A 23,267-nucleotide genomic window follows, 5' to 3' on the forward strand; every position below is an offset into this window, starting at 1 on the left:
TATCCGAGTAAATTAAAAATGATATTGCTGAAATAGTAAAAGAGGATTGTTAAGTTAATGTTACTCGATTCGCTTAAGCAAGAAGCAAAAAGTCATAATACTTCACCACAAAGATTACGAGAATTAGCTGCAATTAATGATGAGTTAACGAGATTAGTTGCTGCCAATCCTATCGCCGATAGTAGTTTATTAGGAGAACTTGCCATACAAGCCAGAAACAACAAAGATGTGGAAATGCAAAGAGCGATCGCAAGTAATCCCAATACACCAACACAATGGTTAATCGGACTAGCGCATCTATTTCCTGAAGAATTATTTAGCAATCCGGCTTATGATTTGTCAATTTTGGAAAATCTAAACTTTTCTCACACTTTTGAGAATAAATTACTCTTTAAGCTTGTTTGTGCATTTAATGCAACAACCTCTTTTCTAGAATTTGCTGCTGGCATTTGTGAGACTAATATTAAGCGTATTCGGAATAAGGATAATTTTCAATACTTCTCTCTAGAACGTCAATATGAGATTAATATTAAGCGTCTTCGGAACGATATAGGAGCTTGACTCAAAAACCAGAAGCGGCGATTCCTTTCTTGGATCGGTGTCTAAAATTTCCCGATAGACCATCATTTTCTCGCTTTTTGGTTCTCATGAATCCTCATATACCGAGTTCATTTCTGGCAAGATACTATAAATCTTGGTTTTGGCCAGAAAGATATGCGATCGCTCAAAACCCTAATACTGATCGCGATATTTGCCAACAACTAACACAAGACCCCAACAGCATTGTTCGTGCTGCTGCACGGGATAATTTAAAGTAGTATTCACTTTTAGATGTTGAATTATAGCAGAAGTAAGTTAACCTATTAGGAATGAGCGTTTACTTAAATAGGTTTGTTAAACGCAGCGATCGCAGAAAAAAGGCTAAAGATGATTTCAGAAATTAGATAAAGGATTTAGCGATTTATCTACCCAAAATCTGTTGTTACAGCCTCCACTACTACTTATTAATTACTTTTAATTCTCAATTTAACAAACAAAAATATCTGTTTCTATTAACAAAACTTCCTAGAATATTTGGGGGTGAAATCAACCAAACAGCAATTAGGTTGAGTTTAGCTTCAACAGATAAGACAAAAGTCAGGTTGCTAGACCTTTACTATAGTCAAAATAGCCTGTATTAATACTTCTAGCTCAATTGGTTTAGAAATATGCTGTTGAAATCCGGCGGCTAGTGCTTGTTGTCGATCGGTTTCTGCCGCATAAGCAGTCAGGGCGATCGCTGGAATTTCTCCGCCCCGATCGGGTGACTGTTTTCTAATTTGACGAATTAGTGTGTAGCCATCCATATCGGGCATACCAATATCACTAATTAACAAATCAAATTTTGCTTGCCCCAAATTGCTCAAAGCATCATCTGCTGAGTCTGCTTCAGTCACTTGTGCCCCGTACTGTTCTAGCACGAAAGCAATGAACTCCCGCGAATCTTTGTCATCGTCTACAAGCAGCGCTTGCAATCCATTCAGATTGAAATCTGAGCGATCGCGATCGCCAGTATTATCTTGATTCAATTTGGAAGCAGCGATCAGTGGAAGTTTAACTGTAAACACTGCTCCTTGACCTTCTCCAGGACTGGCTGCCTGAACAGTTCCGCCGTGCAATTCAACCAAATTACGCACGATCGCTAATCCTAACCCCAACCCGCCAAATTTTCGCGTCGTTGTCCCATCGGCTTGGCGAAAGTAGTCAAAGACGTAGGGTAAAAAGTCACCAGAGATCCCCCTACCAGTGTCGCTGATAGTGATTTGAGTGTATTCCGCAGGATGAGTATCTACTTCATCCTTTATACTTTCTAACCGCACCTCTACTCGACCACCCTGTGAGGTAAATTTAATTGCGTTAGAAAGTAGATTCCAAATAACTTGTTGCAGGCGACCAGAATCACCTAACACTTGCCCAACGTTCGGTTCAAATATTGTTTGAATCTGAATAGATTTAGCTTCAGCAGCAAGCCGCACGGTTTCAAGGGCAGCTTTGATGGTAAAAGTTAGACCGACTGGAACTGTGTTTAAACTCAACTTCCCTTGGAGAATACGCGACACATCGAGCAAATCTTCGATTAGTTGTGCTTGCAGTTTTGCGTTGCGCTCGATCGTTTCCAGGGCGTACTGAGTTTTAGCTGCATCCTGATGACCCTTTTGCAGAATTCTTGCCCAACCTAGAATCGGATTCAGGGGCGATCGCAATTCATGAGACAGTACTGCCAAAAATTCATCTTTGATGCGGTTGGCTTGCTGCGCTTGTTCAGTCTGTTGCTGCAAAGAAATCATCAGTTGATTGAGGCGATCGTTTTGCTCTTGCAGCAAGGCTGATGCTCGCTTACGTTCGGTAATATTGGACAGGGTGAAAACGGCACCTGTGAGAGTCCCATGCTCATCAAGTACCGGGTCGATAGTTTTGGCAAACCACCGTTCTCGGGATTGAAATTCGAGAATTTGGCGTTGGTGAGTTTCTTTCGCACGGCGAAAACAAGCGCCGTCACCGATTCCCAATTCTGCGTCCATCAACTCATGGTGGGCATAACCTAAAATTTCCTGAGAAGGCTTGCCAAAAAGCTGCATCATCGCTCGATTACAGCGCAGAATTATACCTTCTCTGTCTACCAGAGATACGCCGTCGTTGATGGAGTCAAAGGTGGTTTGCCACTCCCGCGCTGAGGACAAAGCAGCTTCCTCCGCTCGGCGAATTCGTAGGAGCGATCGCAAAGTGGCAAGCAATTCAATCGGTTCAACAGGTTGCACCAAATAAGCATCAGCACCACTATCTAAGCCTTCCGCTTTATCCTGGCTTTGGACAAAACTTGCAGAAAGATGTAGCACAGGGATAAAAGCCGTTTCCGAGTTTGCCTTAATTTGGCGACAGACTTCAAAGCCGCTAACATCTGGTAGTTGGACATCTAAAATTACTAAGTCAGGCTGAAAGTTAGTAATGGCTTCTAATCCTGTCGCTCCGGTTGCCGCTTCCACGACACTAAAGCCTGCATTTTGCAAAATCCGGTTAACAACGTAACGATTGGCTTCGTTATCGTCAATATGCAGGATCGTAACCCGTGGCTCAGACATGACTTTCCCCTGAAACCTCTAGAACAAGTCCGGCTTTGACGAGCGCATCTTGAAGTTGGGCGATCGCCGTCGTTTGAGAGCCTGTTTCTTTGGAAACAATCGCAATGCTTTGTTTCGCTAACCAGCTCTGCGCTTCTGCATCAAGTTGGGCAGATGAGTAGATGATTGCAGGAATCGACTGAGTGACGGAATTGTTTTTAAGCTCCTTGAGTACATCAAACCCACCGAGTTCTGGCATCTCCAAGTCCAGTACGATCGCGTTTGGCTGCTCGCTTTGTGCCAAATTTAATCCTTCCTGTCCATTCGCGGCTTCTAAAATACTCAATGGTGTATTTATTAACAACTGTTTCACCAGATACCGATAGGCGGGGTCATCGTCAATTAACAAGATTTTTTGTGGCTTGTTCTCAGTAATTAGCGTATTAAGTTTGTTCAACAGCGGCAATCTGTCTACCGGCTTAATTAGAAAACCGTCTGCTCCTAACGCTAGTGCTTGCTTCTCGTTATCAATGATGGTAATAACGAGTACAGGGATAGTACGGGTTGTTTCATCCCCTTTGATTTCTCGCAAGAACGTCCAACCGTTTTGCCCCTCCAGCAGAATATCTAGGATAATCGCCGCCGGTCGAAATTGTTGTAAAGCAAGCCTTGCCTCAGCTAAGGTACGGGTGGCAATCAATTGATAGATTGATTGCTGAAGGTGCTTTTCGTAAATAAATAGGGTGTCTGGATGATCTTCAACCACCAGAATTGGCAGGCGAGTTGGCTCAACTGATACGATTGGTTGCACTACAGTGGGAAATTCGCTGGCATTTGGGTAGACGATCGGAATCAAGGCTGTAAAGCTAGAGCCTTCACCCAGCTGACTTTTCACCGAAATGCTACCGCCAATTAGCTCCGCTAGCTTGCGCGATAACGGCAATCCTAACCCGGTTCCCTTCACCTGCTTTTGCAAAGGGGACTCAATTTGCATAAAATCCTCAAAAATCCGCTCTTGATCGGCGGGAGCAATGCCGATGCCGGTATCAGATACAGAGAAGGTGACGGTATGACCCGTTTGTACAGCGCTGACGCGCACCTCTCCCTGCTCGGTAAATTTGAGCGCATTCGAGACAAAGTTTCTCAGAATTTGAGCGACTTTGCCCTCATCGCTATAGAGCGGCGGAATGCCTTCAGGTTCCTCGACAATCAGCGCTACAGAGGAGCCTTGAACCAATAATGGGCGCAGCATCCCCCGCAGCGTGCCAAACAAGTCACTCACTTCAAAAGAACTGGGATGCACTTCAATTTTTCCAGCTTCCACCTTTGCCAAATCCAGCAAGTCGTTGACCAATTCTGATAATCCGCTTGCCGCCTTTTGGATAAATGTTACCTGCTTTTCTTGCTCGACAGTCAAATCACCATCCATCCGGGCCAGCAGCATCCGAGAGAGGGAGAGAATTGAGTTGAGCGGCGTGCGAAACTCATGGCTCATGTTCGAGAGAAAGCGGGTTTTTAGCTCGTTTACCTGTTGCAGGGAGCTTGCCTTCTCATCCAGTTCTGCATAGAGGGCAACTACACCGCGATTGGTATCTTCCAACTCCTGATTGAGCTGGCTCAGTTCTTCTTCGCGCTTGCGTAGCTCTGCCATTGCCCGGAGTAATTCCTGGTTTTGCCGCTGGATTTCTTCATAGGGGTTTTCGGGCGATCGCCGAATTACGGTTTCTCGAATCTGCTGCAATTGCGAATCAGTGAAAGTAGGCGTGCGCTTCAACAACCTTTTGCCAATTGTTACCGTTGTTCCCTGCTCTGGCAGCGATTCAATCTCAAAGAAATCCATCAACCTGCGCGTACCGACGATGCCTAGCCCCATTCCTGTTTCAGAGGTGTAGCGTCCTGCCAAAACGTCTGCTAAATGAGGAATACCGCCACCCCGATCCTGAATCCGAATCAGAAACGTTTGCGGCTCTCCGGCCACGGAAAATTCAACTGTTCCGCCTTTGGCATACTGAAACGCGTTACGGGCAATTTCGGAAACTGCCGTTGCCAATCGCGCCCGATCTTGAGCATCAAAGCCCAACTGCTCGGCGATCTCACGAGTTCGTTGCCGAGCTTGCACAACATCCTCTTCATACTGGATGGCGATCGTGAAAACGATTGTCATCTGCCCATTCCTTTAGCGACTAACACCGTTACATCGTCCCGCTCTCGGTTAAAGTCTCGGTATAGCACACCTGCAATCAGACTGGGATGTTTTTGCATCAAGCCTGGATAGTGATCAATCTGCCACTTAGCGCCTAATCCGTCAGAATGCATAATTAAAAGTCCGTTGGCATACCAAGAATAGCTAAACTCTTGAATTTTGCGGATTTCATGTCCAACCGTACCATTGTGAGACACCAGATTGTGATGTTCAGTAAAGGAGAAAATGCTGGCAGCAATATTGCCAATTCCGGCAAAGCGGACAGACTGTTGTTCAAAGTCGATTTCGGCAATAGCCAGTGCCGCTCCTCGCGTACTTCGCAAGGCGGCGTGGGCAGCTTCCACGATCGCACCAGGAGAACGCTGAAGATGCTCTTGAAAGATTCTTACGGCTGCGTCAGCAGCACTGGCAGCCGCAGGCCCATGCCCTAAACCATCGGCTACTAGCAACAGGCTACGGCAACAATCGACTTCGGATACCCAGGCATCTCCTGAAACCTCTTCTCCTCGTATGGGCAAACAGATCGCTCCAATTTCTAAAATCTTCTCAGGCAGATGGGGGGCTGGGTCTGGCCAGAGGTGAGCCAGGAGTGCTGTTCCTTGGTTGGGAACAGAGTAAATTTCAAATAAACCAGAAAGACGACGAATTGCACCCATTCCATTGCCTAAAGTTCCGGCTGTGGAAAAGCCATCTTGCAAACACTCATCCACATCGACCATTCCTCGTCCTTTATCTAACGATAAGATTTCAATGCCAATTCTGGAATGTTGCTTGAGCGATCGCAGCAGCACTACTCCGCCGTGGCCATGCTGTACCAAATTATTAGCAATTTCTGTCACCACAATGCCAACCTTGCCCCGTTCAGTTTCCTGAAAGCCGAGCCGAGTTGCCAAAGCCATCGCTGCCCGTCGGGCTTCCCCGGTCTGGCTAAATTCAGTAATTGTAATGGCGACAGACTCTCTCATTTTATTTCCATCGTACAATTATTATCCGTGTCCCTTCTCCCACCGCAGACTGAATCTCAAACTCGTTAGCAAGTCGTTTGGCACCGCCCAACCCCATACCTAAGCCGCTGCCCGTGGTGAACCCATCCTTTAGGGCCAACTCGATATCGGGAATTCCTGGGCCCCGATCTTCAAAGGTCAGCCGGAGTCCTCGTCGTCGCCCTTCCTGAAGCGTTTCTAGCTTGACTGTGCCGCCCCCCCCATAGTCTAGGGTATTGCGGGCTAACTCACTGGCGGCGGTGACAATTTTTGTTTGGTCTACTAAGCCAAAGCCAATCTCCACGGCAAGCTGGCGCACGGCTTGCCGAACTAAAACTACATCTGTAGAAGATTGAATGTTGATGGTTTCAGTCTTCTCCATCGTCATCTGCACGCCGTTTAGTGGCAGTGATTTGATTTGTGGTTTCATTAAGTGACGATCGCAACAATGCCATGCCTTTTTCTACGTTTAGGGCAGTGCGAATGCCCGTCAGCGACATCCCCAATTCCACTAGGGTGATTGCCACCGCAGGCTGCATCCCGACGACAACCGTCTCAGCATCCAGTACCCGTGAGATTCTGGCAATGTTGCCTAAAATCCTACCAATGAAGGAATCAACAATCTCTAATCCAGAAATATCAATCAGGACACCGTGAGCCTGAGTTTGAGTGATGCGGTTGGTCAGGTCGTCCTGTAGCGTCATGGCGAGGCGATCGTGCATATCTACTTGGATTGTCACAAGCAGGAAATTGCCCATTTTGAGTATCGGAATGCGTTCCATTGCTTCCTTCCACCTATTTGGATTGAGAACGGCTAATGGTCGCTCCCAACCGTTTTAGTGCCGTGAGAAAGGCATCGGCTAACGTTGCCTTTGTTGTGACATTAGCCAAATCAATGCCGAGATAAACGATTGTTTGGGCAATTTGAGGACGAATGCCACTGATCATACAATCGGCTCCCATCAGACGGGCGGCGGTAACGGTCTTGAGCAGATGTTGAGCAGTCAAGGTATCGACGGTGGGAACCCCAGTAATGTCAATGATCGCAACTTCGGAACCGGTTTCAACAATTTTCTGCAATAACGACTCCATCATCATTTGAGTGCGGGCACTATCCAGAGTGCCGATAATCGGCAATGCCAAAATTCCCTCCCAAAGTTTAACCACTGGGGTAGACAGCTCCATCAACTCTTCCTGCTGCCGCAAAATCACCTCTTCCCGCGTCTTTTGATAGACTTCAATTGTCAGCAATCCCAGCTTATCCAGTAAGTTTGTGGCTAGCCAGATATTTTCACCCAACTCAATAGAGTCTTTCAATTGCCGACGCATTCGTTTGAAGAGGGGTTGCTTGAACGAAAAGACGAATGTAGCCGTTTCTGAGGGTGTGAAGCCATTTTGCGATCGCGATCGAGAAATACTGTTGAGCATCTCCCGCATCTCCTGCCACTCTGCTGCCTGAATATTAATAAAGTTGCCTCGCCCAACGGCAATCCGAAACAAACTTAAGAATTCCTGGCACTCCTCCTTTAGCTGGGCTTCTTTAATCAAGCCTCTCCGAATATTTACAGTGGCTAGTTCCTGAGTCCACTCCGACAGCAAGTCTACCTCGAAGGTTTCTAATATCTCTGATATCTTACTTTCGCTCATCGTTTGTGTAAGGGCAACCGCTTTCATTAGTTCAAAATCAGTGTATGACGATTCAGCCCAAGGTGAAAGCAATGATTACAAAAAGCCTAAAAGCTTGCTAGATATGAAGTGTGATCCAATCGGGCAGACATAGAGCGATGGCTGCGGTAAATGCTCGCCTACGCTAAGATTGATTGAGAATCGGCAAAGAAGTTACAAAAAAATGCGATCGTCTAAAAAGCGTGTTTAACTTTTTGATGAATCTGATGGCTGGTTTGCCTGCTAATAACTATTTACCCAAAAAACCCTTAGCACAGCGGGGCGTAGCCCATTCTGACTCCTGAGTTCTAATAATCTGATTCGGGAGAAGGAGCTTTGGCAGTGCATCAATAGCGATCGCTAAATAACTGAATTCTGGAGCAGGTTATTGTTTTTGATGTGCGTAGACGAAGTTGCGGCTTTTCGTGTACATCGCACTGCACTTTAGACGAGAGCGCATGACTGATTGTCTCTGGGTAAAGAAGTTGAAGGGATGGCGATAGTATACTTCAAATCAAGTGACGAATGACCAAATAATCACTAACAGAGTAATTCGTAATTAAATGGATACAAGGAAAGAGCCAAAGATACAGATATGATAGTGCTTGTAAGTGATGGGTTAAATCCTTAATTGTAGCAAGCATAAAGCTTTATATTTAGCAGCCTACCATGCTCTTTGACTACTCTTGTGAAAATATTTATGACTTGCTTAAAAGCTCTATTCAAAAGGTAGAGACATAAGATCAAGCGTGAAAAATTTGACTTTGCGGAATTAGGGGAATGCGAATAATAAACTCAGTACCAATTCCTGGTTGAGAAATGCATTCTAGAGAACCATAATGTCTTTGTGTGATAATTTGGTAACTAATAGCCAGTCCCATCCCCGTACCTTGTCCAACGGGCTTAGTTGTAAAAAAGGGATTAAATATTTCCTTTTGAATATCTTCCGGTATTCCCAGTCCATTATCGGCAATGCGAATTGTGACTTGATTTGGCGTTAGTAATTGGGTACTAATATAAATTCGGGGATTATCCCAAATATTGTGTTTTGTTGCCCAGCGACCTTTAAGTACTGAATCTTCTAAAGCATCGATCGCATTCACTAAAATATTCAGAAATACTTGGTTTAACTGCCCAGCATAACATTCAACCAAGGGGAGGTTGCCGTATTCTTTGATCACATCAATTTGTGGGCGTTGATCGGTAGATTTAAGGCGGCTTTGGATAATCATCATTGTACTATCAATTCCCTCATGGATATCAATCGCTTTCATCTCAGCTTCGTCTAAGCGTGAGAAAGTCCGCAATGATAGTACAATCTCTCGAATCCGCTCTGCTCCCATCATCATCGACTTGAATAATTTAGGGAAGTCTGACCTTAAAAAATCTAGTTCAATTTGATTTGAAAACTCCTCAATTGCCTTGACTGATTGAGGATAATGTTTTTGGTAGAGGTCTAAGAGTGAAAATAAATTTTGAGTATATTCATCAGCCGGTTTGAGGTTGCCGTAAATAAAGCTAACTGGGTTGTTAATTTCATGGGCAATTCCAGCTACTAGTTGTCCTAAACTAACCATTTTCTCATTTTGAATTAACTGAGCTTGAGCCTGCTGTAAGTCTTTGAGAGTTGCAGCAAGTTCTTGCTTTTGAGTAAAAGTTTGTTTGAGTAATTCTGCCTGCTGCAATGCTATACCTAACTGAGAAGCAATTTGCGTCAGTATATATACTTCATCTGTTTGCCATTTTCGAGGCAAATCGTTCTGGTAAACTGCTAGCAGTCCCCAAAGTTGTTGACCTTGATAAATAGCGGTAATCACATAAGCTCTTGCCTGACATTGCTCTAGAATGGAGAGGTAGCACTTACTAAAGCCAGCACTGTAAATATCCTCACAAACGCGATAGGTTTCATTTTGAGAAAAGCGTCCTCCCTGTGTAGATTGTAAGTAAGTATCTACAATTGGAGGAATAGATAAATTTTTCAAGCTACATTCACTGATATTTTCTACTAATTCTGGTTGATGCACCTGCTGCTGAATCAGAGGTAACCACCCTTGTGCTAAGGATTCAGACACAATTGTTCCACTCCAATCTGGATTGAAACGATATAAAATCACGCGGTCAGAGTTAAACAATTGTCTGATTTCTTGAGTGGTTGTCTGGAAAATATATTCTAAATCAAGAGACTGACGAATTTTCTCAACGGTAATAGCGATAATTTTTTGGGATGACGCTGCTTTGAGGAGTGCTTTTCTTCGTAAGAGTTTTACAGATTGGGAACTAGCTTTTTCTGAGGATCTTCGAGGTTGTAACAACATTTTTTATAAAAATTGAGAATAATTAACAACTAATTTAGTCTAATATTTAAAAATAACTCTTAAATCCTGTTTAAATTTTTGATGAAGAATTCAAAGTTTTAGCTGATATGATTAAGTCTCTTCGGAACGACTATCTTCAAATTTTTGAGCAATCAATTTCAATTTTGCCAAGTTGTAGCCAGGATTTAATTTTTGTGAAAACAGCTTGATTGCACCAATCTCAAGTTCCTGCGTGCAAATTTTCAAGACAACAGTGTCGTAAGGAACAAAATTATTTGAATCAGGACTTACGCAACTGGCACAATGTAATGGCTACTTATGTACTATAAGTAGCCATTACACATCCATTCCAAAAGCTTTGTATTCGCAATAAAAATTGCTTTCTTTGACACCCTCAGGACTTACGCAACTGGCCCAATCGGCTTCAGTGCGCCTTCGCCGCATCTTCGATATCAACTAAGGTATTAATACTTACAGCCCAAGCGATCGCGAGAATCTTTACAATAGTAAATAAGGTAAAGATATATATCAGAGTCAAAATCAATGGCACTATTCGGATTTGGCAAAAAGGCAGTTATGCCCACACCTGAAGATGCTCTGTCAGGAAGGGCGCAATCTATGTCAGTACCCGCAGCTCATTATGTCAACAAGAATCCCTTAAAACCTCCTTTTCCCGACGGATTAGAGAAGGTAATTTTTGGCTTGGGCTGTTTTTGGGGTGCAGAACGCAAATTCTGGCAACTTAAAGGAGTTTACACCACCGCAGTCGGTTACGCTGCTGGGTTAACACCTAACCCCACTTATGAAGAGGTATGTAGTGGGCGAACCGGTCACAATGAAGTGGTGTTGGTTGTGTTTGATCCCAAAGTGATTAGTTATGCCGAACTACTCAAAGTCTTTTGGGAAAGCCACAATCCCACCCAAGGGATGCGTCAAGGTAATGATACTGGCACTCAATACCGTTCGGGAATTTATGTATATTCCGAAAATCAAAAGCAGCTAGCAGAAGCATCGCGGGAAGCTTATCAGCAAGCCCTCAACGATGCAGGTTATGGCAAGATTACCACTGAAATCTTAGATGCCCCGGAATTTTACTACGCTGAAGCCTACCATCAGCAATACCTGGCTAAAAATCCCAATGGATATTGTGGTTTAGGAGGGACAAATGTATCTTGTCCCGTGGGTGTAGTTGAATCGCAAGTTAGTAGTTAGAAGAAAGCAGGGGAGCAGAGGGGCAGAGGAGCATGGGAGAATAAATAATACCAATGCCCAATGCCCCACTAAAATGCCGATTTGAGCAAAGCGATCGCTCTAACCCACAACATAATACTAATGGGCGCTCCAAGTAGAATACCAGCGATCGCCCAGCCTCTTTGATGGGCTTTGAATTGTTCAATACTGCGCCACGGTCTACTTTTCCAAGCCCATTCATTGCCTTTTGCACCAAGAGCGATCGCCATTAGCCACCAAGCATTAGGTACAAAACAGAATAAACCATACCACACTTGATTCGGCCACATCCACAACCAAGGCATCAGAAAAGCGCCCCAATTCCAACCGAGAATTTCCTCTGGGACTGTTTCATTGTGATTATATATCCCGCATCCAGAATTGTTGATTATTTCTTTTGGCGGCAAAAGTTGATTCTTGTTTGCAGATTTGACAGTCAGTCCCGATTTGAGGACATTCAGCGCAACACTTGCACTAGTAAATCTTTGTTCGGGAGCAGGTTCTATCAACTTTTGTAGCCAACTGACAAAACTGGGACTGAGGTTAACTCGGTCTGTAAATTGCAGTCGCAAATCCTGCTGGGGTAAATCAGAGGGGGAAGTTCCAGTAAGCAAATGAATCAAAGTTGCTCCCAGTGCATATAAGTCTGAAGCCGCAACCGCTCGACCACCAAATTGTTCCATTGGGGCATAACCATAAGTACCGACAACGGTAAAAGTAACACCTTCTCTTGCCGCTTTATCTTGAACTGCGCCAAAATCAACTAAATAAACCCGATTATCGTCGCCCCAGATTAAATTACTTGGTTTAATATCTCTATGCAACACCCCAGGATTCAATTCATGTAGATAGGTGAGAATATTTAAAACCTCAACAGCAATTTTTCGCGCTCGCTTTTCACTAAACCTTTTGCCAACAGCAAGTTTTTCCTTAAGCGACTCACCAGGAATATATTCTTGTATTAAGCCAAACCAGAGTGTGCGATCGTCGATACAAAAATAATCTATATATCGAGGGATGCGGGGATGATTTAGCTGTTTAAGAATTTGTGCTTCCCTCTCAAAAAGTTTCAGGTCATCCCACTGTACAGTACCGCCAAAGGCCAAAAGTTTGACCACAACGGTCGAATTTTCGCCATCAGAGGCTTGTAAATCCAATGCTTGCCAAGTTTGGCGAATTCCATTGTCGCCGAGTTGGCGCTTGATTTGATAACGATCTTGTAATATTTGTTCTGGTTGCAGCATCTTACACCTGCTGGCAATTTACGTTGATGTGATTCCCTTATATTCAAGGATAGTCATTATCTACAGAAACTGTGGCAGCCTGATAATTTATTGAAAGCAGGTGAAGATTCCAATTTTGGTGTTCTCTAGAAAATTAGTGCGAATTATTGTTCGCATCTGCTATAAATATATAGTAGAGATTAAAAGTGGCCAAAGAAGCACAAGCAAAAAAGATTATCATCTATGCCAATCAAGACGGTTACGAGCCGTTTGCAGAGTGGATGGATAATTTACGCGATCAACAAGGAAAACGACGCATACTACAACGCCTACGCCGCCTTGAACAAGGCAATTACGGTGACGTTGCGCCAATAGGAGATGGTTTAAGCGAATTGCGAATGTTCTTTGGTTCTGGTTATCGCGTCTATTTCGGTGAAGATGCTGAAAATATTGTTGTCGTACTGTGTGGAGGCGACAAAAGTACACAGAATCAGGACATCGAAGACGCAAAAGCTTACTGGAAGGAGTACCTAAGCGGTGAGAAAATTTAGAACACTTGATGAATTTGAAGAAGAGTACTTCCGTAAGCACCCAGAAGAAATCGACAATTATTTGACGGAGATATTTCAGGAATATGCAGAAGACAATGACTCTGGTGCGTTGTTGGCATCCTTACGCGTCGTTGCTCGTGTACGAGGAATTAGTCAGATAGCCGAGCAAATAGGCATGACACGCCGGGGATTGCAAAAAGCCTTATCCAGCAATGGCAACCCACGCCTTGAAAACGTCAATTCCATCATGAAGGCACTGGGATATTTTCTCACACCAACTACCACTAACCAAGGCAGTAGGAGAAACAGCAATATTAGCCAGAAGCTAGCACCAGCAAGAGTACCAATACCAGGAAAAATTTTAAGTCAAGAATTAGAAGCCCGTGGGTGGATACAGAAAGATTTAGCAGAAATTTTGGGGCGTCCAGTTCAAACCATCAATGAAATTATTCAGGGAAGCAAGCAAATTACACCTGAAACAGCTATCGAACTCTCCCAAGCCTTGGGTACTTCTCCAGAGTTCTGGACGAACCTTGAAGCACAGTATCGACTTCATCTAGTGGGAAAAGAAAAAAAGGAGCAAGATATAACTCGTAAAAGCCGATTGTATACAATTGCCCCCATCTCTGAACTAATCAAAAATAAGTGGATTCAAGCAACAGATTCAATTGATGACTTAGAACGGCAAGTATGTGATTTTTTCGGCGTATCTTCCTTAGATGAAACACTCCAGCTAAACGTTAATTTCCGTTGTTCCGAGCATCGAGAGCTAGAGGAAACTTCTCGCATAGCTTGGATAAAACGAGTTGAGAACATAGCGAAACAACAAACCGTTGCTAGTTTTGAACGCAAAAAACTAGAGACTGCTATCCCTGAAATTCTTGCTTGTGCTAAAGAAGTAGAAAGTATTGTGCAGATTCCTAAATTGCTGGCAGATTTAGGTGTACATTTTCTAATTGTGCCGCATTTAAGCAAAACCTACTTGGATGGTGCAGCCTTTTATTTAAACAGCAATCCCGTTATCGCATTGACATTGAGATATGACCGGATAGATTCATTCTGGTTCACCCTCATGCATGAGGTAGCGCATATTGTTTTAGGACATCAAGGAGCTTATTTAGACAATTTGGATGCGTTAGAAGAAAATGATGAGGAAAGAGCAGCTAATGAAAAAGCCGCTGACTGGTTAATAAATTATCAGACATTAAATGAATTTATTATCAGGAGCAAAAAAGTTTTTTCTCGGAAAGCGATTGAAGAATTTGCTCAAAATCAAAATAGACATCCAGGCATAATTCTTGGTCGGTTACATTATGACAAATTAGTTCCCCATAAAAATTTGAGAGCATTACTCGTTAAAGTTAGCCCCATTTTGGGTAATTTTACAGATAATTTTTGCGATAGTAAGCTTGATATTCCGCAGACAGCAGAGGTTCCCACCAATGACGATGATTGAGATACCATTCAACAGTTAAACGTAAACCCTCAGCAATTGTTACTGAAGGCGTCCAACCAAGCTGAGTTTTAATTTTGTTTGCATTAATTGCATATCTTCGATCGTGTCCCTGTCTATCCTTAACAAAAGTAATCAACTGCTTTGCTGGATGTACTGGTACAGGTGCTAATTCATCCATCATTTGACATAAAAGTTGGACAAGGTTAATATTTTTCACCTCATTATTGCCACCGATATTGTACGTTTCTCCTGGTTGACCATGATTAATTACCACATCTAAAGCACGGCAATGATCGCCCACATAAAGCCAATCCCGTACATTTTTCCCATCACCATAAACAGGTAATGGTTTCCCTATCAAAATGTTGATACACATCAGGGGAATTAGCTTTTCGGGAAACTGATAAGGTCCGTAGTTATTAGAGCAATTTGTGATAATAGTTGGAAGTTGATAAGTATGATAATAAGCACGGACTAAATGATCGCTACCCGCTTTTGAAGCTGAATAGGGACTATTGGGAGCGTAGGGTGTGGTTTCACAAAAAGCTGCGTCATCTGCGCCCAGGCTACCGTAGACTTCATCAGTAGAAACGTGCAGGAAACGATAATCAGATGGTTGTGCTTTCGCCTCCCAATGTTGCCGAAAAGCTTCTAGCAGCGTGAAAGTTCCCACCACATTAGTTTGCACAAAAGCAGCTGGCCCAAGAATCGAACGATCCACATGAGATTCAGCGGCAAAATGGGCGATGGTATCAATATTTTCCGTTGATAATAGGTTGTCTATGATGGTGCGATCGCAAATATCCCCCTGCACAAACCGAAAATTCTCTCCACCCTCAACCAGCGCCAAATTCAGGCGATTCCCCGCGTAGGTAAGAGCATCCAACACCACCACGCGATCGTCTGGATAAACCTGACACCAATGATGGACAAAATTCGCCCCAATAAACCCCGCACCCCCAGTAACTAATAACCGCCGAATCATCCAATTTCCTCTCTTTTCTCTGTATTCTCAGCGCCTCTGCGGTAGGCTGCGGCAAGCCGCTACGCGTCTACGTTTTTATTACTTAAAATATTTCTTCTTCAGCTTCCCATATATCTTCTGAGCGAGTAATTTTGCCATACGTATTTTAGTTAAATCCTTAATATTAGATGGCTGCTGTATTTTATGGTCAAAAAACTCATTTAATTCATCCAAAATAACTTGGAAACGCTTAATAATATTTTCAGTCCGATGCTCAACCAAAAACTCTTCAGGCAAGCTAAAAATTACTGAAGATTTAATCACCTTCAGAATACGTTGGACATCATATTCTTGGGAATATCCAGCAATTTTATAGCAATTAAATCCAGGATCTAAGTAATCAGCCAGTCCACCGTTGACACTAGAAAATACTTGACAACCACAGGCAAGAGCTTCCATTGGTTGTAAACCAAATCCTTCACTAACACGTTGTTGTGCCCAGTACTCAGCAGAATCATAAAGGTAAACCTTAGCTCGGTTGAATAGTCCAGGTAAATCCTCTATGTATGAGTCAACAACCAATACTTTACAACGTTTTTGCAACGCTGGAATCAATTCTTTAATTAAATACTCAGAAGACTTCCGAGCTTGAACTAAAACATCAATATCCCGTTCCAAACCTAAATTTTGAAACTCATCAGAAATTTGATTGGGCAAATAATAAATCAGAGAATTGGGTGATTTTCCTCCCCAGTATCCCATTGTATAGCGGCTAACAGTCATGATTGGAATACTTGCAGGTAGCCTAAATGGATAACCTGCACTATGTGCATGATAAACGACATTATGTTGCTTAAGTTTAGCCACAAGTTGAGCTATATCAAATCCCCAACTGATCACAAAAATTACATCATTTAAATTTTTCTCTTTTAGCAAATCATCAATAAAAAGCTTATCTTTTTCCCGTTGACGGTAAGTTACAACATCAGCACTACAGAAATTCTGAGCTAGATTAAGTGCTTTTAATTCAGCCCAAAGACCACCACAGGCAAATTTGCTATCTGTACCGGGAAGTAAGAAGTAAAGTTTTCTCATAATTTTTTTAGGGAAGTAGAAAGTAGGGAGTGGGGGGGAGATGGGGGAGACAAGAGAGAAAATTTTATCTTGTGCCCTTATCTCTTCTTGCTCTCTTCATTCTTGCCAGCATACTTTAACAAAATGTGCCTCACGCCCCCAAACGTCGCGTGTACGGGTAATATTTTCAATTGCTAGGTTAAAAGGAATGGCAGTTGTCAGGTAACGCTGTACCATAGAACCTAAATCAGGTGCGAGTTCCGCGGCTGTCGTTGCTGCTAACCCCAAACCGATAAATTGCTCGATTGGTCGAAATGGTAGCAATAGATGCACACCGACAGCTAGTCCAGCCGTTAAGAGCATTGCTACTGATAAATTTGTGCCACAACGGGGATGTACAGCCAAATCCCACTCTCCACTAGTGATGCGATGTCGAGCAAGTGTTACCGCACGCCGCAAATCACTAATATTTACCTCACCATAGAGGTAGAATCCCTGCTCAGTAGATAAACCGCCTAATAGTTCATTATCTAGTTGAACGTTAGTGGATTCTGCTGGGGCAGAATAGGCGCTTTTTGATTCGCTAAGAACCCAAACAGTAGCATGTTCTAAAGCGTGAACCTGCCGCAGCATCAAAATTTCTTTCAACCCTGGAATAAACGATAGCTGTCTGAGTAAGTCGGCATCTTGTCTGGGTTGCGGAAAGTCTGAAAATTGGTCTTCCAGACTCGGAATTTTCTCAGATACAGGTATCGTAAAATCAAAGTTAAAAAATTCAAAGGGAGACGAGCTACCCTGAAAAGAAGCGGAAGTATTCATTGGAACACTACTCCCAAAGCCGATGGGGCAACATAGATTTCTTTCAAATGTAACGCTTGCACTACTGAATTGTTGCTAATTTTTGTAGATAATTGTTTTGTTAGGGCATTGGGTATGGGGCAGAGGGGAAAGACTTACTGCAACTTCTCCCCTGCTCCTCTGCTCCCCAATCAATTTGGAAAAGAATTCCGATCTTTTTAGTTTCCGAGTCCGAGGGTCAGCTGGCTCCACTAACATAAACTCCGGCTGAGTGATGGACTCGGAACTTTTGGTAGAGTGTTCACACTGAAAACTTAGGCGTAAGGAGGGGAACAATCAGTAAAACTCAAAATTGACTTGTAATTTACTAGACCAAAGCAATTACGCTTCTACTAGTAAATTGTTTATTCAATCTGGTTAGGTAGAGTACAGCAATTGACATCATTCAAACAGACTTTGCCCCACTGTAAAGCCCAGCGGACAAGAGCTACTCGGTTATCTGTCTCAGTCTTAGTGAGAATATTACTGATATGGTTATCAACTGTACGCTTGCTAATCTCCAGTTTTCCTGCAATCTCTTGGTTAGTTAAGCCAGCGGCTACTAAATCGATAATTTGCAGTTCTCTGTCTGACAGACTAACGGGGGTCTCAGACTTGCCACCAGCCATGACTATTTCTATCCTCCCTTGGTATATGTACTTAATCGCTCTTTCTAATTCTAGAAGATTCTTTTCTTGGTAGGGGTTTCAAGTGTTAGCAGTAATATGATTGTCAATATTTTCTTTGGATTTCAAGTTGGCAAAAATATAACCTACGCGAAGCTTCATGTAATAAATATAGCTTATTTTGATAAATTTATTGTCTAAGCACTTAGTTGAAATAAGCGAGAATGAGAAGCATATATATGCTATAGGGTAGTAAAAATTGCTATTTAATTCTATGAAGGACTGGCGACAGATTAGTAAAAACTATTGTAGATTTTATACTGTAAATTCCTAATCCCAAATCGAAATCTAAAATTGAAAATGAGATGAGCAATCCCCGTGTTTTGTGCCTTGGTGAAATTTTGTTTGATTGTTTAGCCGATCAATTAGGGCTAAAGCTGGAAGAAGTGAAATCTTGGACTCCCTATCCAGGAGGGGCACCAGCTAATGTAGCCTGTGCTTTAGTCAAACTGGGAATGTCAGCGGGATTTATCGGATCTGTTGGCGAAGATGAGCCAGGGAATGCACTGGTCAAGCTATTACAAGATGTAGGTGTAGAGACGACGGGAGTACAACGCCATCCCACAGCACCAACGCGGCAAGTTTATGTTACACGGGATCTGGCTGGCGATCGCACCTTTGCCGGATTTGGTCAGTACGATACTGCCGAATTTGCTGATACTCGCCTGCAAGCTAAAAAATTGCCAAATTCGCTGTTTCAACAGGCAGATTTTCTGGTTTTGGGTACTTTGGAATTAGCCTATCCTGAAAGTGAAGAGGCAATTAATCGCGCCCTAGAGTTAGCAGAACATTACGACCTGAAGATTGTGCTGGATGTCAACTGGCGTCCTGTATTTTGGGATGAACCAAACATCGCCCATCAAAAAATTCCAGAATTGTTTAAGCGAGTTGATTTCCTCAAACTCTCCAAAGAAGAGGCTGAATGGCTATTTGAAACCGCAGATCCTGGAGCCATCACTTATCGTCTAGCTTCAATTGAGGGAGTACTGGTGACAGATGGGGAAAACGGCTGCACTTATTGTCTAGGTGAGAATGAAGGCAAATTACCCTCGTTTTCTATCCCTGTAGTTGATACAACTGGTGCAGGAGATAGCTTTTTGGCAGGTTTCATCCAGCAACTGAGTCAGTATGGTATCCACAGCTTGCGGGATGCAGAAACAGCAAAACGCATTGTCACTTATGCCAGTGCTGTTGGGGCACTGACTACTATTAAACCAGGTGCGATCGCTTCTCAACCTACTGCTGCTGAAGTCAAAGCTTTTTTAACCACACATCAACTCTAGGAACTAGCATAAGCCACTGGGATATCAGCCACCAAAGGCTGATACTCCCGACTAGAAAATGGACGAAAATCCTCATGCCATTCTGCGTTCGTATTGCACAATAAATGTAAATGCAATTTATCAAATAGTTTTGCAACCCGAAGATCAATACTTTTGGATAAGATGCAAATACTTCAAATGGAAGCAAGGAACGTAATGTTTTTGCATACGACCCTAAGAAATTAGTTTAGAGTCGTAATTACGCTTCATAAAATAATAAAATATTAATTTTTAATACAATAAATTGATTTTACAAGTCTCAATTTTATTTGGTTTTATCATAAGTCTACATAGAGATGAATTCGCAACCTTCGGTGATGATTATAAAGTTACTTGCTTTAGGGCAGGAGGCACAAGGCAGAAAAGTTTTAAACATTTTGCCTGTAGTCGTGGAACGTGACAAAGACTCAGATGCAACTTGAAGACGAGATTGTGATGCAGATATTCTACAACTCTTGCACTACAACAAATGATGGAGTTTTATTTCTTAACTCTTCTGCTCTCTGACTTGAAAGAACAGGGGAAGAAAGACATTTTTATGCTTGGCGGTGAAACTTGTTTCATTGGGACTACCTTATGCCTTAACCAGGCATTTATTGATCGCTAAAATCTGACAATAACCCTAAGAAAACTAAAAATTTCAATAGAAATGTCGGAGCTATATATATGACTTCCAGCATTCCAAAAGATATCCAAAGACATACTCCTTTAGGAGGAGATGTAAATAATAAAAGTCGAATTGCTTACCAAGCGAGCCGCACAGCGATCGCCGGATTCAATACAATCTTAATGGCAGGAGCAGAGGCTTATATCAATGGGCTAAAAATCCCCGATCCTCTGCTTAAAGCCCTTTTAAATCTCTCCATACAAATCAGCTACAAGTATTTTCCTTCTCTGTTAGTTCCCTATGAATGGTTGTTGCAAGAAAGCGATCGCCTTGCAGAAGGGTCACACGAACTAATGAAGGTTCAATACAACCTACCCGAAAAAATGTTCAGTCTGATCTTGAAAGAGACAGAACTTTTATATCCCAAATACACAATGGCTTTATGGGAAAAAGGAGCATCCAACCTTGAGCAAGCTCAAATGGACATGCTTGATGATTTGATTGCAAAAGTAGGCATCGAAGACGGAGACGAAATCTTAGATTTGGGATGCGGTTGGGGTTCTGCATCAAATTACATTCTTTCCCGGTTTCCGCATGTGAAAGTAACGGCTCTTAATTTGAGCCACGAGCAATGCGAATATATGCGGAAAAAAATGCAAGACCCTAGAAGTTACCTCAGTTCAGATAGATTCACTCTATATGAAAAGGACTTTAATGATATTGATTTGGAGACTAAATTTGATAAAATTATGGCGATTGGGCTGTTTGAACATGTAGGTAATTTAACAAAATCATTCCCAAAACTAGCTTCTATCCTCAAAGATGATGGTAAGGTTTTAATTCACATAATCACAACAAAATTACCTGACAACATAACCCATCCTTTTATCAATAAATATATTTTCCCCAATATGCGGGTATGGAATTATGATGTCATACCAAATATTAATACAGACCTAAAAACCATTAATCGATGGTATTTAAATGGTACTAACTACTCAAATACCCTCAGAAATTGGTTGATGAATTTTGATCAAAATCAAGCAAAAATCAAAGATTTAAATTATGGCATGAATTATGCTAAGTTCTGCCGGATGTGGAGACTTTATTTGCTTTTGTGCATACAGTATTTTGACGGTTGTAATGGTGAAATTCTTGGTAACGGTCAATACCTGTTGGTTCATAAGTGACAAGTTAATTGCGTAAGTCCTAATAATTTAGCGATCGCCCAACCTATCGAGTTATCAATAGCTTGTCTTAGCTTGCTGCCATAGAGTATCAACAGTTACAAACTCATAACCTTGTTGTAGCAGTTGTGGAATGAGAATTTGAATTGTGGCAGCAACATCTTGTCCACCACAAGCACCATCATGCAAAACAATTATTGAACCATTTTTGACCTGCTGCATAATTCGCTGTACCACTGTAGTGACACCTGGCCGCACCCAGTCTTCTGGTACAACGCTCCACATAACTGGGCGGTAATTCCACTGAGAAAAAAAATTTAAAGTAGCAGGTGTAAATAAACCATTGGGGGGACGAACATCCCGCACTTGTTCGGGTTGCAGGTTGCAGACATTGTAAATGGCTGCTTGGGTTTTTTCTAAACTATCCTTCAGGTCATTTGGGGAAAGCATGGGAAAAGAGCGATGATCGTAGCCATGCAATCCGATCCAGTGTCCGCGATCGCTAACGGTTTTAGCAATGGCTGGTGAACGGTTGACGCAAACACCCAACCAAAAAAAACTCGCTGTAATCTTGTAACTATCTAACACTGCTAAGACTTCGGGCGTGTATTGAGGATGGGGCCCATCATCGAATGTGAGTGCGATCGTCTTAGCATGGGGATTTCCACTCCAAAGGCAGTTGGGAAAATTCGGCTGGAGAATCCGGTAGAAAATTGGGAACAGGGGAGCTAGTTGCATTTTGCGTTTATCTGCTACTGACAACTTTTTGTAGGTGTTGCTTATGAAACTGCGATCGCACCGCATACAATGCCTCAATATTCTAGCCAAATTGGATGCCTTGGCACACGGTTGGGCAAGGAAGCACAGGATATCTTTCAGCAGTTCTCAGATGTGAACAGTAGGGACGCTTTGTAACAAAATCTGTAACAGCAATACTATTTTACCTATCTCTCGTCTAAATTGATGAGAAATCTACGGGGAATCCCTGAATTAAGGGTTGATGTTACTTAAAGATATACGAGATTATCAGATTTTATTTTTGGGCTTGTTCCTAGTCTTGGGAATCGGTACACGAGATTGGACGCTGCGGCCAGAATTGATTGGGGTAGCGATCGCCACAAGTCTTGCAACTCAATGGATATTGTCATTAGTCATTGGTCATTGGTCATTAGCCAACAACAAAGGACAAAGCCTAAATTTGCGCAGTGCTTTAATTACCTCACTGGGACTGAGTTTACTGTTGCGGGCTGACCACTGGACGACAATGGCAATAGCCGCAGCAATTGCGATCGCCAGCAAATTTATCTTCCGAGTCGGCGATAAGCATTTTTTCAATCCTGCCAACTTTGGCATCATATCTGCCTTGATTCTCACCCCCGATGCTTGGGTTTCGCCGGGACAATGGGGTGAAGAGTGGTGGTATGGGCTATTATTTCTCGGTACTGGCGGCATGATTTTGCAGCGCGTTGGTCGCTGGGACACCACAGCAGCTTTTTTGGGTTCCTACTCTTTGCTAGAGGCGATTCGCAATCTCTGGCTGGGTTGGACTTGGGATGTTTACTGGCATCGATTGATGAGTGGGTCTTTGCTGCTGTTTGCCCTATTTATGATTACAGATCCGCGATCAATCCCCAATTCCCGAATTGGGCGCGTAGTTTGGGCAGTTTGTATCGCTGGATTAACTTTTATCCTGCGAAATTATTTCTTTGTTTCCACAGCAGTTTTCTGGGCGCTGTTTGCCCTTGCACCGTTGAGCATCCTGCTAGATGTTTTCTGGTTAGCCCCAAGGTTTGCTTGGCAAGAGAAAGATGAGGGAGCAGAGGTAGAACTTCTAACTCCAAACTCCTAACTTAGCACTAAAAAATA

22 protein-coding genes are annotated in these 23,267 nt (G+C 42.8%); 9 read left to right on the forward strand and 13 right to left on the reverse strand.

The window, feature by feature from the left end; genetic code table 11:
* Positions 1–57: 57 nt before the first annotated feature.
* Both NLP_RS12985 and NLP_RS12990 read left to right on the forward strand, forming a co-directional pair.
* Positions 58–561 (forward strand): hypothetical protein, encoded by a 504-nt coding sequence (locus tag NLP_RS12985; protein ID WP_104906753.1) that lies wholly within the window; start codon positions 58–60, stop codon positions 559–561.
* Complete coding sequence (locus NLP_RS12990; RefSeq protein WP_104906754.1) at positions 558–818, forward strand: hypothetical protein; 261 nt, start codon at positions 558–560, stop codon at positions 816–818. Before NLP_RS12985 ends, NLP_RS12990 begins: the two co-directional genes overlap by 4 nt.
* 327 nt (positions 819–1,145) lie before the next feature.
* On the opposite strand, the gene NLP_RS12995 is transcribed toward NLP_RS12990, so the two are convergent.
* The 7 genes from NLP_RS12995 to NLP_RS13025 form a co-directional block, all read right to left on the reverse strand.
* Positions 1,146–3,119, reverse strand: coding sequence for a hybrid sensor histidine kinase/response regulator (locus tag NLP_RS12995; protein ID WP_104906755.1), 1,974 nt, complete (start codon positions 3,117–3,119; stop codon positions 1,146–1,148).
* Positions 3,112–5,262, reverse strand: coding sequence for an ATP-binding protein (locus tag NLP_RS13000; protein WP_104906756.1), 2,151 nt, complete (start codon positions 5,260–5,262; stop codon positions 3,112–3,114). Before NLP_RS13000 ends, NLP_RS12995 begins: the two co-directional genes overlap by 8 nt.
* On the reverse strand, positions 5,259–6,266 hold the full coding sequence (locus tag NLP_RS13005; protein WP_104906757.1) for an ATP-binding SpoIIE family protein phosphatase: 1,008 nt from the start codon (positions 6,264–6,266) through the stop codon (positions 5,259–5,261). The genes NLP_RS13000 and NLP_RS13005 overlap by 4 nt, the downstream gene beginning before the upstream one ends.
* Before the next feature lies 1 nt (position 6,267).
* A complete protein-coding gene (locus tag NLP_RS13010) occupies positions 6,268–6,714 on the reverse strand; it encodes an anti-sigma regulatory factor (protein ID WP_234017308.1) in 447 nt (148 codons plus the stop codon).
* The gene (locus NLP_RS13015) at positions 6,653–7,066 is read right to left on the reverse strand and encodes an STAS domain-containing protein (RefSeq protein ID WP_104906759.1); all 414 of its coding nucleotides are present in this window, start codon (positions 7,064–7,066) and stop codon (positions 6,653–6,655) included. The genes NLP_RS13010 and NLP_RS13015 overlap by 62 nt, the downstream gene beginning before the upstream one ends.
* A gap of 13 nt (positions 7,067–7,079) precedes the next feature.
* Positions 7,080–7,958, reverse strand: a complete 879-nt coding sequence (locus NLP_RS13020; RefSeq protein WP_199784816.1) for an STAS domain-containing protein — start codon at positions 7,956–7,958, stop codon at positions 7,080–7,082.
* Positions 7,959–8,692: 734 nt separating this feature from the next.
* Positions 8,693–10,264, reverse strand: a complete 1,572-nt coding sequence (locus NLP_RS13025; RefSeq protein WP_104906760.1) for a GAF domain-containing sensor histidine kinase — start codon at positions 10,262–10,264, stop codon at positions 8,693–8,695.
* A gap of 543 nt (positions 10,265–10,807) precedes the next feature.
* On the opposite strand from NLP_RS13025, the gene msrA reads away from it, so the two are divergent.
* Positions 10,808–11,476 carry a peptide-methionine (S)-S-oxide reductase MsrA gene (msrA, locus tag NLP_RS13030; RefSeq protein ID WP_104906761.1) on the forward strand — a complete coding sequence of 223 codons (669 nt, stop codon included), beginning with the start codon at positions 10,808–10,810 and terminating at the stop codon, positions 11,474–11,476.
* A gap of 68 nt (positions 11,477–11,544) precedes the next feature.
* Here the strand turns inward: msrA and NLP_RS13035 are convergent, their stop codons facing one another.
* Positions 11,545–12,738: a serine/threonine protein kinase gene (locus NLP_RS13035; protein ID WP_104906762.1), complete on the reverse strand. Its 1,194-nt coding sequence runs from the start codon at positions 12,736–12,738 to the stop codon at positions 11,545–11,547.
* Positions 12,739–12,923: 185 nt separating this feature from the next.
* Here NLP_RS13035 and NLP_RS13040 point away from each other — a divergent pair, with 185 nt between their 5' ends.
* Together NLP_RS13040 and NLP_RS13045 are read left to right on the forward strand one after the other, a co-directional pair.
* Positions 12,924–13,268: a type II toxin-antitoxin system RelE/ParE family toxin gene (locus tag NLP_RS13040; protein WP_104906763.1), complete on the forward strand. Its 345-nt coding sequence runs from the start codon at positions 12,924–12,926 to the stop codon at positions 13,266–13,268.
* Positions 13,255–14,724, forward strand: a complete 1,470-nt coding sequence (locus tag NLP_RS13045; RefSeq protein WP_104906764.1) for an addiction module antidote protein — start codon at positions 13,255–13,257, stop codon at positions 14,722–14,724. Before NLP_RS13040 ends, NLP_RS13045 begins: the two co-directional genes overlap by 14 nt.
* Here NLP_RS13045 and rfbB read toward each other — a convergent pair.
* From rfbB to NLP_RS13065, 4 genes are all read right to left on the reverse strand, one after another.
* Positions 14,651–15,709 carry a dTDP-glucose 4,6-dehydratase gene (gene rfbB, locus NLP_RS13050; RefSeq protein ID WP_104906765.1) on the reverse strand — a complete coding sequence of 353 codons (1,059 nt, stop codon included), beginning with the start codon at positions 15,707–15,709 and terminating at the stop codon, positions 14,651–14,653. The two genes, NLP_RS13045 and rfbB, sit on opposite strands and share 74 nt — an antisense overlap.
* 78 nt (positions 15,710–15,787) lie before the next feature.
* Positions 15,788–16,783, reverse strand: a complete 996-nt coding sequence (locus tag NLP_RS13055) for a glycosyltransferase (RefSeq protein ID WP_104906766.1) — start codon at positions 16,781–16,783, stop codon at positions 15,788–15,790.
* A gap of 96 nt (positions 16,784–16,879) precedes the next feature.
* Positions 16,880–17,581 (reverse strand): DUF6391 domain-containing protein, encoded by a 702-nt coding sequence (locus NLP_RS13060; protein WP_104906767.1) that lies wholly within the window; start codon positions 17,579–17,581, stop codon positions 16,880–16,882.
* Between the two features lie 383 nt (positions 17,582–17,964).
* Complete coding sequence (locus tag NLP_RS13065) at positions 17,965–18,228, reverse strand: helix-turn-helix domain-containing protein (protein ID WP_099103136.1); 264 nt, start codon at positions 18,226–18,228, stop codon at positions 17,965–17,967.
* A gap of 362 nt (positions 18,229–18,590) precedes the next feature.
* On the opposite strand from NLP_RS13065, the gene NLP_RS13070 reads away from it, so the two are divergent.
* The 3 genes from NLP_RS13070 to NLP_RS13075 all read left to right on the forward strand — a co-directional run bounded on the left by NLP_RS13070 (position 18,591) and on the right by NLP_RS13075 (position 21,404).
* On the forward strand, positions 18,591–19,568 hold the full coding sequence (locus NLP_RS13070) for a carbohydrate kinase family protein (RefSeq protein ID WP_104906768.1): 978 nt from the start codon (positions 18,591–18,593) through the stop codon (positions 19,566–19,568).
* A gap of 335 nt (positions 19,569–19,903) precedes the next feature.
* A complete protein-coding gene (locus NLP_RS35525; protein ID WP_267894917.1) occupies positions 19,904–20,029 on the forward strand; it encodes a hypothetical protein in 126 nt (41 codons plus the stop codon).
* A gap of 244 nt (positions 20,030–20,273) precedes the next feature.
* On the forward strand, positions 20,274–21,404 hold the full coding sequence (locus NLP_RS13075) for a class I SAM-dependent methyltransferase (RefSeq protein ID WP_104906769.1): 1,131 nt from the start codon (positions 20,274–20,276) through the stop codon (positions 21,402–21,404).
* Between the two features lie 54 nt (positions 21,405–21,458).
* On the opposite strand, the gene NLP_RS13080 is transcribed toward NLP_RS13075, so the two are convergent.
* Positions 21,459–22,139 carry a polysaccharide deacetylase family protein gene (locus NLP_RS13080; protein ID WP_104909862.1) on the reverse strand — a complete coding sequence of 227 codons (681 nt, stop codon included), beginning with the start codon at positions 22,137–22,139 and terminating at the stop codon, positions 21,459–21,461.
* A gap of 262 nt (positions 22,140–22,401) precedes the next feature.
* On the opposite strand from NLP_RS13080, the gene NLP_RS13085 reads away from it, so the two are divergent.
* Positions 22,402–23,250 carry an RnfABCDGE type electron transport complex subunit D gene (locus tag NLP_RS13085; protein WP_104906770.1) on the forward strand — a complete coding sequence of 283 codons (849 nt, stop codon included), beginning with the start codon at positions 22,402–22,404 and terminating at the stop codon, positions 23,248–23,250.
* The last annotated feature ends 17 nt before the right edge of the window (positions 23,251–23,267 follow it).

The sequence above is a fragment of the Nostoc sp. 'Lobaria pulmonaria (5183) cyanobiont' genome (assembly GCF_002949795.1).
In the GTDB taxonomy this organism is placed as follows: domain Bacteria; phylum Cyanobacteriota; class Cyanobacteriia; order Cyanobacteriales; family Nostocaceae; genus Nostoc.

Coding starts and splice junctions, on each gene's coding strand:
- NLP_RS13055 (WP_104906766.1), bottom strand. CDS start 16,783: ATGAGAAAACTTTACTTCTTACTTCCCGGTACAGATAGCAAATTTGCC.
- NLP_RS13000 (WP_104906756.1), bottom strand. CDS start 5,262: ATGACAATCGTTTTCACGATCGCCATCCAGTATGAAGAGGATGTTGTG.
- NLP_RS12995 (WP_104906755.1), bottom strand. CDS start 3,119: ATGTCTGAGCCACGGGTTACGATCCTGCATATTGACGATAACGAAGCC.
- NLP_RS13085 (WP_104906770.1), top strand. CDS start 22,402: ATGTTACTTAAAGATATACGAGATTATCAGATTTTATTTTTGGGCTTG.
- NLP_RS13070 (WP_104906768.1), top strand. CDS start 18,591: ATGAGCAATCCCCGTGTTTTGTGCCTTGGTGAAATTTTGTTTGATTGT.
- NLP_RS13015 (WP_104906759.1), bottom strand. CDS start 7,066: ATGGAACGCATTCCGATACTCAAAATGGGCAATTTCCTGCTTGTGACA.
- rfbB (WP_104906765.1), bottom strand. CDS start 15,709: ATGATTCGGCGGTTATTAGTTACTGGGGGTGCGGGGTTTATTGGGGCG.
- NLP_RS13060 (WP_104906767.1), bottom strand. CDS start 17,581: ATGAATACTTCCGCTTCTTTTCAGGGTAGCTCGTCTCCCTTTGAATTT.
- NLP_RS13035 (WP_104906762.1), bottom strand. CDS start 12,738: ATGCTGCAACCAGAACAAATATTACAAGATCGTTATCAAATCAAGCGC.
- NLP_RS12985 (WP_104906753.1), top strand. CDS start 58: ATGTTACTCGATTCGCTTAAGCAAGAAGCAAAAAGTCATAATACTTCA.
- NLP_RS13020 (WP_199784816.1), bottom strand. CDS start 7,958: ATGAAAGCGGTTGCCCTTACACAAACGATGAGCGAAAGTAAGATATCA.
- NLP_RS13075 (WP_104906769.1), top strand. CDS start 20,274: ATGACTTCCAGCATTCCAAAAGATATCCAAAGACATACTCCTTTAGGA.
- NLP_RS13025 (WP_104906760.1), bottom strand. CDS start 10,264: ATGTTGTTACAACCTCGAAGATCCTCAGAAAAAGCTAGTTCCCAATCT.
- NLP_RS13080 (WP_104909862.1), bottom strand. CDS start 22,139: ATGCAACTAGCTCCCCTGTTCCCAATTTTCTACCGGATTCTCCAGCCG.
- NLP_RS13065 (WP_099103136.1), bottom strand. CDS start 18,228: ATGGCTGGTGGCAAGTCTGAGACCCCCGTTAGTCTGTCAGACAGAGAA.
- NLP_RS13005 (WP_104906757.1), bottom strand. CDS start 6,266: ATGAGAGAGTCTGTCGCCATTACAATTACTGAATTTAGCCAGACCGGG.
- msrA (WP_104906761.1), top strand. CDS start 10,808: ATGGCACTATTCGGATTTGGCAAAAAGGCAGTTATGCCCACACCTGAA.
- NLP_RS35525 (WP_267894917.1), top strand. CDS start 19,904: ATGAATTCGCAACCTTCGGTGATGATTATAAAGTTACTTGCTTTAGGG.
- NLP_RS13010 (WP_234017308.1), bottom strand. CDS start 6,714: ATGAAACCACAAATCAAATCACTGCCACTAAACGGCGTGCAGATGACG.